This window comes from Microbulbifer sp. CnH-101-G, from assembly GCF_052466775.1.
On the sequence record NZ_CP174292.1, the window covers coordinates 1541279 to 1555797 of the forward strand.

Genomic DNA, 14519 nt, shown 5'->3' on the forward strand with positions numbered 1-14519 from the left:
AGTGAGCTGTTCTCGTCTTTGCCATCACCAATACGAGCCTACGTCCAATATGATCGATAGAAAGAAGAAGGGGCACGGGACCAAGTTGATCCAATGCCCTCGCTTTTTTAGTTTTCCTTATCTTTTCTAGCCTTCCACTGATAAAACACACCAGGCATCACCAGTAATACAAACAACAATGTGGTGATGGTGCCGCCGACCATAGGTGCGGCAATGCGTTTCATGACATCTGCGCCGGTGCCGTCGGAAACCATCACTGGGATCAATGAAATCAATAAGGTAAGGCTGGTCATCATCATTGGCCGTATGCGGCCCGCGGCCGCTTGTGCGACTGCGGCGGTATTGCCTTGCTGTGACTTATTATCTCCAGCGGCCGATAAATAATGCAGCATCAAAAGACCCATCTCGGCGGCAAGGCCGGCCATAGCGATCATGCCCACCCATACGGCGACACTCAGTTTGTAGTCGAGCAGGTATAACAACCAGAAGGCCCCGACGAGCGCCATCGGCATGGCAGTAAGCACAAACAGGGTGTCAGATAGCCGGCCGCGGTGCAGGTAGAGCAGGAAACAAACCGCTAATAAGGTCAAGGGCACCAGCCATTGCAGGCGGGACTTGGCCCGCTCCAGATATTGATACTGGCCAGCCCAGGCGATGCGTTGGCCGGGCACCAAGTTGACCTGTTCGGCGACCACCTGTTTCGCTCGGTTTACATAGTCTGCAACACCCGCATTGCCTTTCAGGTCGACAAATACCAATCCCACTAACTGCCCGTCTTCATTGCGAATCATGGGTGGGCCGGTGCGGAAGTCCATATCGGCCAATTGGTTGAGAGGCACCTGGGAACCATCGGAAGCGGGAACCAGGATTTGCTCCAGCTGTTCCGGGGTATCCCGGTAGTCGCGGGCGTAGCGAACCAGCACGTCGTAACGTTCGCGCCCCTCGACTGTCTGGGTTGCGGCCAAACCACCGGCAGCCGCAGCAATCACATCTTCGATATCCTGCACATTCAAACCGTGGCGGGAGGCCCGTGCGCGATCGATATCAAAGTCCAAAAAGTAGCCACCGGTGAGGCGCTCGGCAAAGACGCTGCGGGTTTCATCGGCGGTGCGCTGATCGCTGCGCAGAGCTTCCTCAATAGCCAATGCGGTTTGTTCGATTTCTTCCAGGTTATCGCCAAACACCTTGATACCCAGCTGGCTGCGAATACCGGTGGCGAGCATTTCGGTACGGGTTTGGATGGGCATCCACCAGATATTCGGCATACCGGGATACTGCAGTTTCTCATCCATCTCCGCTAGCAGGTCGTCCCAGGTCATGCCGGGCCGCCATGCCTCCTTGGGCTTCAGGGTAATTACTGTCTCTACCATGGAGAGTGGCGCAGAGTCAGTCGCACTGTTGGAGCGCCCAATTTTGCCGAACACGTGCTCAACCTCGGGGAAGGTTTTTAGCTCTTCATCCATTTGCTGCAGTACTTTGCCCGCTTCGGTCACAGACATACCGGGTAGGGCAGTAGGCATATAGAGGATGCTGCCCTCATTGAGTGGCGGCATAAATTCACCGCTCAACTTACTGATGGGGTAGGTCACGGAAATCAGGGCGATTACTGCGAGGGCCGCCACCATTTTGCGCTGGCGCACACAAAAGTGGATCACCGGCTGCAGTATAAAAACCAGGGCACGGGTGACCGGGTTTTCTTTGGTGCGGATCTTGCCGCGCATCAACATTACAGCGAGAGCGGGGATCAAGGTGATCGCCAGTAGTGCGGCAAAGGCCATGCTGTAGGTTTTGGTATAGGCGAGGGGTTTGAACAAACGCCCCTCGGTGGCTTCCAGTGCGAACACCGGCAGGAAGGAAACCGTAATAATAATCAGGGAGAAGAAAATGCTCGGCCCCACTTCCTGCATTGCCCGAACAACCAACCTTCTTCGTTCAGTCGTGGACAATGCTTTATCGCCACTGGCTGCCAGCTTTTTATGGATGTTATCCACCATTACCACGGCGGCATCCACCATGGCGCCAATGGCGACAGCAATCCCCCCCAACGACATAATATTGGCGGTCAGCCCTTGCAGGGAAAGTGGAATAAAAGCCAACAACACGGCAATGGGCAGTGTAATCACCGCGACCAAAGCCGAGCGTGCGTGCAGCAGGAAAATGGCGATGACAGCGGCGACCACCAACATCTCTTCAATCAGAGTGTTTTTAAGGTTGTCGATCGCACTGTTAATCAGCTTTGAGCGATCATAAGTCACCACCAGCTCCACGCCTTCCGGTAAACCAGCGCGAACCTGTTCGATACGCTCTTTAACCCTTTCAATCACCTTTAGGGCATTTTCACCGTAGCGCATTACCACAATACCGCCGACGGTTTGCCCCTCACCATCCAGCTCGGCAATGCCGCGCTGCATGGCTGGCCCCAAGGTAATATCGGCAACCTGATCCAGGGTGACGGGAATTTTTGCCGCGTTTACTCCAATGACTACCTCTTCGAGGTCAGAAACACTGCGGATATAACCGCGGCCGCGCACCATATGCTCGTGGCCGGCAATCTCCAGTACCCGTCCGCCGGTGTCGTTGTTACTGCGGCGAATGGCCTCGACCACTTTGCCTAAAGGAACCTTAAACATCTGCAAGCGGTGGGGGTCGATCTGGACTTGATATTCCTTCTCATAACCACCGATAGACGCGACTTCGGCCACACCCTCCACAGAAGTGAGCCAATAGCGCAATTTAAAATCCTGTAGCGCGCGCAGTTCTTGCAGATCTTGCTTGCCGCTGCGATCCACCAACGCATACTGAAATACCCAGCCGACTCCGGTGGCGTCTGGCCCCAGAGTGGGCTGAACATCCTCGGGGAGTTGGTCTGACACCTGGTTGAGATATTCGAGCACCCGCGAACGGGCCCAATAAATATCGGTGCCGTCTTCAAAAATGGCGTAGACAAAACTGAGCCCAAAAAAGCTTTGGCCGCGGACATATTTGACTTTGGGCAACCCCAGCATGGCGGTGGAAAGCGGATAGGTGATTTGGTCTTCCACCAGGTCTGGACTGCGGCCGGGCCAGTCTGTCATGACGATGACCTGGGCATCGGAGAGATCCGGGATAGCATCCAGGGGAACACTGATAAGGGCCCGGTATCCCGCCAGGGCGGCAATCGCCACAAGGATCAGCGTGATCCCCGGCTTGCCAGCGCAGGCCCCAATAATACGGGCGATCAGCCCTTTGGGTTCGGTATTTACCACTGCTGTACCCCCGACTTCAGGCGGCTCTCTGCCGCGATCAGGAACACGCCCGAGGTGACGATTTTGTCGCCTTCCTGCAATCCGGAGCGAATCACAATGCGCTCGCTATCCCCGTAACCGGTGCGCACCTGCACCGGCTCCAGGCGGCCCTGGCCCAGATCGCGGAACACGATGCGCTTCTTGCCGGAGATCAGCACAGAATCCCTGGGAACCACCAAAAGATTACCCAGTTCCGCGCTCAACATAATGTCCGCAAACAGCCCTGGGCGAAGCTCGCCATCGGTATTGGGCAGGGTTACGCGCAGCCGTGCGCTGCGGTTACTGTGGTTGAGGAACGGGTCGATCTGGGTGAGCGTAGCCGGAATTTCCTCGTGGTAGACGTTGGTTAAACGTACCTTGGCTGGCATACCTTTTTCCAGCAGTGGCAGCTGGTCCTCATAGGCGTGGGCCTCGATCCAGACCTGACTGAGATCGGCAATACGCAGCAGGTTGTCTCCCTTCTGAAAGGCCGAACCGGCGACAATATTCTTCTCAATAATCACGCCACTGGCCGGGGCGAAAATCGGCACATAGTCTTGTGCCTTCTGCTGCTCAACCAGCCAATCGATCTGCTCTTCTGAAAGTCCCCAGAGCAGTAGGCGCCGGCGTGCGGCTTTTTCCAGGGAGTCGCCGCGGCGGCGGGCTTTCAGGTATTCATCCTGAATGGCCAGAAGCTCCGGGCTGTAAACGGAAAATAACACTTCACCGCGTTTGACTTCCTTGCCCTCAAAGTCGGCATCCAGGTCACCGATCCAGCCATCAAAGCGCAGGCTGATATCCCGCAAGCGGGTTTCGTCGTAAGTCACCTGGCCGTGCAGGTGAATGGGCAGGGCGAATGGCTGTCTTTCAACTGTGCCAGTTTTTATACCAATGGCCTGGCGGCGGCCGCTTTCAACCACAATACTGCCGCTTTGCAGTTCATCGTGGCTGACCGGCTGCAAGTCCATACCGCAGATAGGGCAGGTGCCGGGCTTTGCAGCGCGTACTGACGGGTGCATGGCACAGGTGTAGTAAGCGGTATCCGAGGCCTCGGGTGCTGATTTCAAGCGCAGCCCTTTGCGGTTGGTGCTCATATCAAAGGCCAGGTCCACATGGCGATCGTGGCCGGTAGCCACATCTACCACCATGGGCCATGAGCCCACCATGGCGAGCTCGATCTCACCTTGGAAAACGCCGGGACTGGTCTCGTTAATATCCGCCTGGGCGCGCATGGCCGGCATGGCACCCATCGCGGGCATTTCCGCTATAGCGCGAACTTCGGCACCTTTGACCGGCTGGTTTTCTCTGTCCCTAACTTCGATGCGAATCTGGTTTTTACCAGCGCGGGGCTGCTGTGGATCTACGGTTACAGCGATCTGGAAGGGCCCGGCAGGAATGAACTCAATATGGTCGGTGGCAGTCAAGTCAGCTGTTTTCTTCCAATAGAAAGCAGCGCCCGCTGCCGCCAGCAAAATAACGAAAGCAACCAGGCTCAGCGTTTTCGCGCGGCTCATTTCGCACCTCCAGAGATAGAGGGGATGAGGTTTTGGGTACCGAGCTTGGTGCTACGTGGGGTGCCAAGTTGACTATCAAGGGCACTGCCCATTTCTTTGCTGCTACGGGCAGCAACGGCTTGTAGGGAAATCAAAGGGTTCACTCCTAGAACAATCTTTCTGAAGCCCAACAGCAGCAATGACAAAAATCGAAAGACGGATATATGGTGCTGCGGGAAATTTCGTAAATCAGAGAGAGGGAGTGATCAAATACGCAGGCGCAGAGTGGCCAACCAGGTTCGATTACCTGGGTAGCTGGAGGCTAGGGGAAAGGGGGTAACCGCGTTGGGCGCTGGTGGGGCCAGTATTTGAGGCCACTGGTAAGTGGGTGGTGGTGCCAGCTGAGGAAGTTCAAGGCCAAGGAAGGCAGCGGTTAAGGCAACTTCGTGATCACCCAGGGAGGTTTTGAGGGAAACCTGGGCATCGTATTCACAGCAGTCGACCTCATCGGGCTCTGAGCTGGTAACCATGTGGTCACAACAGCACTCCGCTGCCGGCTCAGGGCTTTCCATCATTTCGCAGGCAAGCACGGTTTGCACCTGGAACATCAGCAGGAGCAGGGCCGCCATAGCAATCAGTTTGGCGCGAAATGTGGAGGAGTAGTGCTTCATTACTGATAAATCATACACCAGAGATTGGCTACCCGACAAAGATTGCGTATCGGTGCGCTCAGGGAAAGCTCAAAATACGAGCCTGGCTTGACACTTGATGATGTAGAGTTTTCCGTCGGTCTCAGCCCCACCAATAGTAGTTCAGCCATTCTTTTCACTTTGTTGGAGCCAATTGATGATGGTTAAGTACCGTCTTGGTCATTTCCAGAGTGCGCAAGTTCTAGCTATGGCAGTCCTCAGCGGGCTTCGGAGTCCGCTTAATAAGCTGAAGCATCAGGTTACAGCTCATTGGGCGATGGGTTTGTACCGCCAGTTTGGTCATGGTGCTTAATCTGGGTATTACTGATAATGTCGAAACGGCCAAATGTAAAGCCGAGAATCATTTGCTAGGAGCTTAGATCTCCGGTACAGGGAAAATAAGAAAGTTTAGGGTACCATTGAGTGGGCCGAAGAATTGTTACCGTTGCATCCCTCGTTGCGAGAATGGAATTTAATACTGTTTTGGCAGCTGCTACTCCTGCACTTTGATATCAGTCAGCGCTCTTTGTTGGATTTGATTAGATTGTTTTCTTGTTTACAGCTCTCCATCCATTCTGGCGTCTTAATTTTGTTTAGTATTTGATCATCTTCAACGGGTACACCTGTTGAGTCGACAAACATAGTGGTTAAGTTACACCAGCTTAAAAAGAAAATAGCGCGGCAAGCTATGTCGTGGGTTTCATAATGCTCAACAAAAGCTTCAACAGATGACTCTCTCATTTTGGCTGATGTGGCCATTTCATCACAGGCGATACAAAGTGTCTTTTGCCAGGAGTTAAGTGAACTGACATCATCTGATAGAATGATATCTACGACTTGCGTTGGCATTTTAGTGGTTTTTCTATGAAAGTTTATTTCGTATTGACAGCCATTATTTTTGCATGTTCGAAAAAGCATGATTTCTCTATCCTCAAAGGGAAGATAGATATCATCGAAAAGCGTAAATATTAATGAGTATACTTCTTTCACTACTCCGGCTTGGGCAATCATATTAGCTAAATTAATAGGGGGCATCGATTGTAGAAATGCTTGGGCACTTTGCCCGAAACTTTGTTTTGATCCTAAAGGTATTCTGCTCATATTCATCTGGCTCTTAAATATTCGTCAAAAATAGATCGATATAGATCGAACTTAAATACTATATTTTTAAATTCCTAAACTGCTTATAAAGTTAATGCGGTGATTTATGGATTCGTATTCTTCCACTCTGGAAGGCCGCTAATAAAACGCCAGTGATTCGCAATGTCTATACGTCGGGCAAACCAAGTGTGACCACGATTTAATGCATGTTCGAGGAACTTTATTAGTCCGCGGATTCTGCCGGGGCGACCTGACAATCTGTCATGTATGCCTACAGACATTAAAGAGGGCTGTTCTTTGCCCTCATGCCAAAGAGTTTCAAATGCATCAATACAATAGTTTGCCATATCATCTGCTCTTACGAAGTTACCACCAGCTTGAAAGCGCATGTCATTGGTATCAAATGCATAGGGCACGACGATATGACTCTGATTACTAATGTTTACAGCATAGGGGAGGTCGTCATCATAAGCATCTGAATCGTAGAGAAAGCCATTTTCAACGAGAAGTTGACGGGTATTTACAGATGAAGATCCTTTGGTGTGCCACCCTAGGGGGCGTACCCCAGTTGCATATACAATGGAGTTGATAGCTTTTCTTATGATCTCCCTTTCGTGTTGTTTGGACATTGCCGCATGGTTTTCCCAGCGGTAGCTATGACATGCAATTTCATGTCCTCTTGCGACCACATCTTTTGCCTGCCAGGGAGCACAGGCAACAGATCTCCCGGCTGCACTGACTGTACAAGGGATTGAATACTCATCTAATATTCGCATAACCCGCCAATAACCGACTCGTGGCCCGTAGCTGAAATGGGAGGAGAGGGCCAGATTGGGGCCATTTTCTACGTTCTCAATAATTTCGTAAACCGCTTCATTCCTTTCATCTCCGCTCGACAAAGATAATTCTGAACCGGCTTCAACGTTTAAAACAATAGACACCGCAACACGAGCATCGTAGGGCCACTTTGGATTAGGTCGATTGGCACCATAACCTTTGAAATCTCTCGGATAATATAGGTCTTTTATTGAAGTCATAGATATATACCCAGGATGGAAAAGCAAGTGCTCAAGAGTAGATAGATTTTCTCCATTGGCGCATGAGGTTTTTTCTGAGAAAATAGATACGGTTCCATGTTCGTATTTATCCATTCTGGTAGAGTATGAGAACAGATGATCGTCCAAATACGCAGTATAGATGCACAAAGCTTAGGGAATCTATCTGCTAGAAATTGCCTGAGAGCGGGATCTGTTAGCTATAGAAAGTTGTTTTTTCTGTTGTCAGGCGGAATATTTGGGCGACTCTAGTTTCCATCGATCTTGTATGGGGTATAGCCAGCTCTTTCAGTTTCTCTGTCCCAATCACGACAGAGCTTAAAGGGGGGCTGTTATAAATCTCATCAGGCACTTGGTTAAAATTAAGTATTGATCTTACACGGGGATAATAAATATTAATCATTTCGTTGTGTAAAATTTCTGGCGGAAATAGCTGTTCAAAATAAGATTGTCTTGGGGCAGCTTTTACACCAGTGTAAACAACAGAGCCGTCGCCAACAGCTGCACTGAGTAAGATATCTGAGCCACCTCTATGATTTTCTCCTTGGCGGTCAATAATTTCGAGCACTCCACAGAGTTTTTCGATATCACGTATTTTTATCTCTTTGAAGAAGGGGAAGCTGTAAGTGGGTGCGGGGAAAGCCGTAGAGGTACGATGCCAAAACATACGCGCATCTGCAAACATGTCATGGGCAAAGATTTTCCTCCACTTATCCAAAGTCCAGTAGTTGCCTCGTTCCAATATTTAAGAGCTACATAAAAGGGAGGGCGTCAGTATTAAAGTCTCTTCGGGTAAAGAAGTGCTTAAATAATAATGACTCCCGTCTTAGCTATTTTCACACTTTGAGTCTGCCATAATTTCGGTCACTTTCGGGTGATGCATGCGTTATCATAGGCATCATTTGTCACCTTGCTCGACCTGTTCTGAATGTATACCTGGATCGCACTCAATCTGCTAGTGATGGTGTTACGTCGATGACGTGATTGCTAAAAGCGGGAAACTCGTCTTGACACCAAAATAATGCTTATGCGTTTCAGAAGAACCGACTATTTTGTGTGTTCTTGGCTTGTATTGGTGGCAATGGACTTGATCAATGCTTGCTGGGAGTTATGCGTCTGTTTGTTCGTGAAGAAAAATAACCCATTCGATCATGGACTTCAGAGGACTATCTAGATTTCTTGTTCATAGGCCAACTCCCTTAAGAAAGTTAGCCACCATCTCGGTGATCAAATCGTATCCATGGCCGCTCAACGGCTGCAATCAGTTCCCACTGCTCGCGGCGATGCGGTAATAGGGCCGAAGAATTTTCTTGGGCGGCCAAAGAGACCGCCATCAGCTTTGGTGGTGAAAACTAAGCATGCTCATCAAATATGGGGTTCATTCTCGTTAAATGAATTCCGAAGAATTATCCGTCGCCTGGACAAACTTGATGTCATCTATAGATTTTTCATTAATTGCCGGCAGACTGCTTAGGTTCAACAGCACTAAGGAAATACTTGAGTAAGAATTCGTGATTATACTTATTGATAATTGACAACCTGTCTTATTGCCGGAATGGCTGGGCCTTGACTGTAAGTGGTAGTAGCAATGGCTGTAACAAGGATCTGTAGTTGTCTTGTCGCACTTCTCATTTCATTGCCTCTTGCGGCAGAAGAAAACACCCCTGCCACGGAATCCTACGGTCCTCTTACAAAAATGACCAACCTATGGCTCCGAGGTGAAATTAGCAAAAGGCAGATTCGGGAGCTGGCGTTGAGGGGGCGCTATGTGAATAGTTCAGACAATGATAATGCTCACGTATCCTTTTTCCTGGATGAGATGCAGGTAGTTGCTCGTGGATCATCGGTGTCTGGGCGTTCTGCTCAAATTAATATCCAGGTCAATGAGTCCAAGTTTGACCTGGATTATGACCTTGTCTCCATGCACCTCTTAATTAACGGGCATGGCAGTGGGCTATCGAATGAGCAAAAATTTCTTCTAATTGTGATGAGTTATCGATTGGCAGCTGAGGGTTGGAGTAAATCTTTGGGAATAGACCAAATGGAGAAGAGCTTGATCTATAACACTCTCAATTACCTCTCCGAAATGCCGGCAGACTATAAGATGTGGGTGATGGCTAAGGAGATTAAATATCCCTTACATTAATAATATAAACGGTCAAATTTAAGCCTGAGGTGATAATCTAATCGTTATCTGAGTGTCCGCTATTTTTATAGTTAAGTTTATTTGTTTTTTTGTATCGTTCAACTACGTGAAAAAAGTGGATAGGGAAATTTCACATGAATAAAAAGGCATTCGGACTATCAGTTTTAGTTATTGGCATAGCCTGGCTTTGCGCCATCATCTTCACGGCTATTTCTCCAATACAAATTACTATGCTTGCCATACTCTTGGTGGTTTTGACCTTTGTAGTTTTGGTTATTTTGGCAGTTATAAAGTGAATCAGAGCGGCCATAACTTAACAATCATAGGCACGTTGCTACGGTCCACCAGGCCTCCGCGGGACGGCCTACGCTTTGCTTCGTCCGCCCGTGCTGTGGGCGATCTTGGAATGACCTGCCTCAGTTTGTGCTGCCGAGATCATGCCCGGTGCTTGGACTTAATCCTATGTCCTAGACGGATTGCAGATCGCAGGCGGCCAGTGTTTGATCGTGCAGTCGGGTTCGCTGTGGGCACAGCCGAGGGACGGGAGGTGTAAATGCGGGCAAGTTGGGGCTCGGGTTTCAAAGGCACTGGCATCATTAGAAATGCAACGGTCCCTGCCTGTGTTTTGCGTGACCCTGGCAATTCTGAGCCATCGGATCTTATTTCCTGCGATTTGGTATTTCGTAACGGAACGCTGATCCAGGTTGCTCCGGCGGCAAGTCTGCCAGAGGCGTCGGGCGGACTCGATCTGGATAACGGCTTGGTTTTACCGGCACTTGTCGATCTGCATACCCATCTGGATAAAGGACATATCTGGCCCCGTGCACCCAATCCCGATGGCTCTTTCACGGGGGCGGTGCAGGCGGTTGGCAGGGACCGGAGCAAAAATTGGTCAGCAGAGGATGTTCGCGTGCGTATGGAATTTGGGTTGCGTTGCGCCTATGCCCATGGCACGGCTGTCATTCGGACGCACCTGGATAGTTCGCCGCCGCAAGATGGGATCACCTGGCCGGTCTTTTGTGATATTCGCGCCGAATGGGCGGGCCGAGTCGAACTTCAGGGCGTGTGTTTGTTTGGCATCCATCGCTTTGCTGCAGACGATCAGTTTTTGGAACGCATTGCGGCTAGAGTAAAGGCTGCTGGGGGTATTTTGGGAGCAGCGACCTACATGGTGCCAGATCTGGATCGGCATCTTGAAGCGATGTTCCGCGTGGCTATGGAGTATGGGTTGGATCTCGACTTTCATGTCGATGAGACGCTCGACCCATCCGGGATGACCTTGCGCCACATTGCGGAAACAGCTTTGCGCCTAGGCTTTCAGGGGAAAATTGTGTGCGGGCACTGCTGTACTTTATCGGTACAGCCTGATGAAGAGGTAGACCGTACACTGGATCTGGTGGCTAAGGCGAGGATCGCGGTCGTGACTCTGCCGGTGAGTAATCTATATCTTCAGGATAGGGTATTGGGCCGGACTCCACGCCGCCGGGGCGTCACGCTATTGCATGAAATGCGTTCCCGTGGAATAGATGTTGTTGTTGCTTCAGATAATACACGGGACCCCTTTTGCGCCTACGGGGACCTCGATCTGATCGAAGTCTACGCTCAGGCGACTCGCATTCTGCACCTGGACCATCCGGTTGGAGACTGGGTTCGGTCAATAACGACCACGCCGGCGGATATCATGGGGATTTCTGCCGGTCGGATCGGGGGCGGTGAGTCGGCGGACTTGGTTCTCTTTCGTGCGCGCAATTGGAATGAGCTCCTATCACGCCCAAGCAGTCCGCGGCATGTGCTGCGCGCGGGGCGCAGCATCGACCAGGACTTGCCGGATTACCGCGAACTGGATCATCACATGCAAATGCACATGGGAGAGCAACGCCCATGACTGATATCTCCGCTTTGAAAGCGAATCTCCATGGTATCAAGGTCGAGGACGATCCACGGATAGTTAGAAAAAAGAGTCGGGACTTCTTCTGGTTCTCCCCAGTCCTTAAAGAGCAACTTGATGGTGTGACCGGTGATCTGCTGGTCAGCCCGAAGAATGTTGACGAGGTTATCCGCGTTCTAAAGGCGTGCTATGCCGCGGACATTCCGGTGACAGCTCGAGGGGCAGGGACCGGCAATTATGGTCAGGCCATGCCACTTTCCGGTGGTGTTGTCCTGGACTTGTCAGAAATGGATGCTGTTAAGGACATTAATTCAGGCGTTGTTGTTGCCGAGCCTGGAGCCGTTATGGCGGATATCGATGCGCAGACGATATCCCTGACCGGTCATGCGCTGCGCATACATCCCTCCACATACCGTATCGCGACGATTGGAGGATTTCTCGCGGGTGGAGCTGCGGGAGTTGGCTCAGTGAATTGGGGGGGGCTCAGGGATCTGGGCAACGTCATCCGTTTACGAATGGTAACCATGGAGGCGGAGCCGCAAGTTCTGGAGCTGACAGGCAGTGATGTACAAAAGGTTCTACACGCTTACGGTACGACAGGCATTATCACCGAGATCGAAGTACCGCTGACGGAAGCTTATGACTGGGTGGATGTGCTCGTCGGGTTTGGTGCTTTTATTAACGCGATCCGTTTTTCCGAAGAACTGGCCAACATGGATGGCCTTTTGACAAAAAATATCACTGCGATTGAGGCGCCGTTGCCCTATGACTATTTTTTGCGACACAAAAAATTTATCCGCAAGGAGCAGTCCGTTGTTGTTGTCATGGTGGCAGCGTTTGCCATGGGGGCATTGGATGGACTCCTGAGCCGATCACCAGGTGCTGAGATGTTGTACCGCTCCGATAGGGCAACCGCCGAAGATATCGCGCATTTGCCTCCGGCTTATGAACTCGCCTGGAACCACACAACCTTGCGAGGCTTAAGTGTTGATCCGTCAATTACTTATCTTCAGGTCCGTTATCCTGATATGAACCCGCTTGAGACAGTCAGCAAGTTGCAGGGCATATTTGCTGAGGAGTTGCAGGGCCATCTGGAGTTTATCCGCTACAACGGACGCCTAGTCCCCATTGGTCTGCCCATTGTTCGCTACACGGATAAAGCCCGGCTTGATGAAATTATCAAGTGGCATGAGGCGCTCGGGTGTACGATTTTCAATCCGCACCGCTACACCCTGGAAGAAGGGGGTATGAAGCAAATCGACCCGGTGCTACTTGCATTCAAAAGGCAGACGGACCCCAAGGGGCTACTCAATCCGGGCAAGATGATCGCCTGGGACCACCCCGACTATAGGTTTGATAGTGATCAAGGGTTTTTGTTTCCGGGTTTGCAGCGTTCGTAAAGTTGCGCCGTTCACTGGAGCCTCGATAGGCAGAATAGTCAGATATTTAAAGACTTAAGGGCAAAGTGCATGGATGTTCTCACTCATCCCTGCGAAACGAGTATTGATGCTGTTTTCACCAGAACTATGTTTCCATTTCTCTCCAAACTACAGCGGGTACTTTATTGGTTCGTGTAACCCTCTGTAGTTTTTGTACCCGTTTTACCAGAAATGAGTCGGGGTATTGATGGACCACTGAAGCTAAATTGTGAATGCCGTTTAAGATTTGTTTACTTACCTGCTGCGGTTCTGCGGCGCCAGTGAAAGTAATGGTAAAGATACTGGCCTCCCTGATAGCTGTCTCTTTTTTGCTTCGTGTGAGAAGCAGCTGGACCTCCTCAACACCAGGGACCTGTTCTGCGAGTCTGATCACTTGACCGGTACTGATCAGTGCACTCAGTAAGCTGACGGAGTCATCTGCACGCCCTTCAATAATAAGTGCATCGCTGCGGCCGCAGCCGCAATGGCTTTCCTCGATTTTATCGCCCAGGCGGTAGCGAATGAGCGGTACTGTCCAGCCATCGCCGATGCGGGTCAATAGGGCTCCGTGATCATCGAGTTCGATCAATTGATCCGGGAGCAGATGGTAGGTATCCCGATCACACTCTGGCCCATTGACGGCAATACTGTTGGTTTCCACCGATCCGTAGTCACACCAGAATCCGGCGTTGGGGAAGGCACTACGCACTGCTTTAAACTTGCTCTCGGTCCAGGGTTCCGCCATCCAGATAATGGTATTGATAGCCAGTTTGCCTTTGGCATCCATTAATCCCTGGGCAAAGTCAGCTAATCCTGTTGGCGCTCCTGCGAGGGCATTGATCCCAATTTCTTCAAATGTCTCTATCCATGCACTCACTTCTTCTGGGTTAAATGGGCCTGCGGGCACAGAGGTGGCTTTACTCTTTTCACAGAGGGTTTGGATAAAGTAGTGGGCACCCCATAAACGGCCCGGATTGAAAAGGTTGAGAAGTACACTGCCAGGCCCCAGCGGTTTCCAGTGTTGGAGTAGCCTTTCCATTGCCTGGTGGAAGGGCGTGTAAGCGAGCTTTGGTTTTCCCGTGGTACCACCACTGGAGTTTAAGATGGCGCCGTTTGTCTTTGCTATGGCCTTGGTGATGCGCAAGATCTCCTCGGGCCCACTGATTGGGAGGTCTTCAATCCTACTGGCGTTGGCAGGCACGCTTAGGCCGCCGTGTTCAGATAGTGATTTGGCATGGCAGAGCAACTGATCCCAGTTTAGGTGTCCAATAGCCATAGAGGCCCCCAGCTTTCCGCTTTCCTTTACGCATTCTTAGCTATTCATATTAGAAGTAACCTGCGGGATTAAATTGATGAGTAAAGCTGGATTAAAAATGGGCTAGAAGCTTAGAGTTGAAATAAGCCAATGGATTCCCTCGATATTGGGTCGCATCAAGTGACTGAGACAGATTTGCTAAAGTCCCTCA

General features: G+C 50.8%; 11 protein-coding genes. 4 read left to right on the top strand and 7 right to left on the bottom strand.

Features of this window, described 5'->3' with window-relative positions; all coding sequences use genetic code 11:
- Positions 1-107 precede the first annotated feature (107 nt).
- From ACJJID_RS06965 to ACJJID_RS06990, 6 genes are all read right to left on the bottom strand, one after another.
- Positions 108-3245: an efflux RND transporter permease subunit gene (locus tag ACJJID_RS06965; RefSeq protein ID WP_444922060.1), complete on the bottom strand. Its 3138-nt coding sequence runs from the start codon at positions 3243-3245 to the stop codon at positions 108-110.
- Positions 3239-4777 carry an efflux RND transporter periplasmic adaptor subunit gene (locus ACJJID_RS06970; RefSeq protein WP_444922061.1) on the bottom strand — a complete coding sequence of 513 codons (1539 nt, stop codon included), beginning with the start codon at positions 4775-4777 and terminating at the stop codon, positions 3239-3241. Before ACJJID_RS06970 ends, ACJJID_RS06965 begins: the two co-directional genes overlap by 7 nt.
- A 245-nt stretch (positions 4778-5022) precedes the next feature.
- Positions 5023-5427, bottom strand: coding sequence for a hypothetical protein (locus ACJJID_RS06975; RefSeq protein ID WP_444922062.1), 405 nt, complete (start codon positions 5425-5427; stop codon positions 5023-5025).
- Between the two features lie 534 nt (positions 5428-5961).
- Positions 5962-6546 (bottom strand): hypothetical protein, encoded by a 585-nt coding sequence (locus ACJJID_RS06980; RefSeq protein WP_444922063.1) that lies wholly within the window; start codon positions 6544-6546, stop codon positions 5962-5964.
- Between the two features lie 104 nt (positions 6547-6650).
- On the bottom strand, positions 6651-7697 hold the full coding sequence (locus ACJJID_RS06985; RefSeq protein WP_444922064.1) for a polysaccharide deacetylase family protein: 1047 nt from the start codon (positions 7695-7697) through the stop codon (positions 6651-6653).
- Positions 7698-7797: 100 nt separating this feature from the next.
- Positions 7798-8319, bottom strand: a complete 522-nt coding sequence (locus ACJJID_RS06990) for a hypothetical protein (protein WP_444922065.1) — start codon at positions 8317-8319, stop codon at positions 7798-7800.
- Between the two features lie 1050 nt (positions 8320-9369).
- Between ACJJID_RS06990 and ACJJID_RS06995 the strand changes: the two genes are divergently transcribed.
- The 4 genes from ACJJID_RS06995 to ACJJID_RS07010 all read left to right on the top strand — a co-directional run bounded on the left by ACJJID_RS06995 (position 9370) and on the right by ACJJID_RS07010 (position 13035).
- On the top strand, positions 9370-9747 hold the full coding sequence (locus tag ACJJID_RS06995; protein ID WP_444922066.1) for a hypothetical protein: 378 nt from the start codon (positions 9370-9372) through the stop codon (positions 9745-9747).
- A 134-nt stretch (positions 9748-9881) separates the two neighbouring features.
- Positions 9882-10043, top strand: a complete 162-nt coding sequence (locus ACJJID_RS07000; protein ID WP_444922067.1) for a hypothetical protein — start codon at positions 9882-9884, stop codon at positions 10041-10043.
- 257 nt (positions 10044-10300) lie between these two features.
- On the top strand, positions 10301-11632 hold the full coding sequence (locus ACJJID_RS07005; protein ID WP_444922068.1) for a cytosine deaminase: 1332 nt from the start codon (positions 10301-10303) through the stop codon (positions 11630-11632).
- The gene (locus ACJJID_RS07010) at positions 11629-13035 is read left to right on the top strand and encodes an FAD-binding oxidoreductase (RefSeq protein WP_444922069.1); all 1407 of its coding nucleotides are present in this window, start codon (positions 11629-11631) and stop codon (positions 13033-13035) included. The genes ACJJID_RS07005 and ACJJID_RS07010 overlap by 4 nt, the downstream gene beginning before the upstream one ends.
- 124 nt (positions 13036-13159) lie before the next feature.
- On the opposite strand, the gene ACJJID_RS07015 is transcribed toward ACJJID_RS07010, so the two are convergent.
- Positions 13160-14329: an AMP-binding protein gene (locus ACJJID_RS07015; protein ID WP_444922070.1), complete on the bottom strand. Its 1170-nt coding sequence runs from the start codon at positions 14327-14329 to the stop codon at positions 13160-13162.
- Positions 14330-14519 lie beyond the last annotated feature (190 nt).

What these genes read in the sequence shown, in the direction of transcription:
- ACJJID_RS06970 (WP_444922061.1), bottom strand. Translation starts at nt 4,777, where the DNA reads ATGAGCCGCGCGAAAACGCTGAGCCTGGTTGCTTTCGTTATTTTGCTG.
- ACJJID_RS06975 (WP_444922062.1), bottom strand. Translation starts at nt 5,427, where the DNA reads ATGAAGCACTACTCCTCCACATTTCGCGCCAAACTGATTGCTATGGCG.
- ACJJID_RS06980 (WP_444922063.1), bottom strand. Translation starts at nt 6,546, where the DNA reads ATGAGCAGAATACCTTTAGGATCAAAACAAAGTTTCGGGCAAAGTGCC.
- ACJJID_RS06985 (WP_444922064.1), bottom strand. Translation starts at nt 7,697, where the DNA reads ATGGATAAATACGAACATGGAACCGTATCTATTTTCTCAGAAAAAACC.
- ACJJID_RS07000 (WP_444922067.1), top strand. Translation starts at nt 9,882, where the DNA reads ATGAATAAAAAGGCATTCGGACTATCAGTTTTAGTTATTGGCATAGCC.
- ACJJID_RS07005 (WP_444922068.1), top strand. Translation starts at nt 10,301, where the DNA reads ATGCGGGCAAGTTGGGGCTCGGGTTTCAAAGGCACTGGCATCATTAGA.
- ACJJID_RS07010 (WP_444922069.1), top strand. Translation starts at nt 11,629, where the DNA reads ATGACTGATATCTCCGCTTTGAAAGCGAATCTCCATGGTATCAAGGTC.
- ACJJID_RS07015 (WP_444922070.1), bottom strand. Translation starts at nt 14,329, where the DNA reads ATGGCTATTGGACACCTAAACTGGGATCAGTTGCTCTGCCATGCCAAA.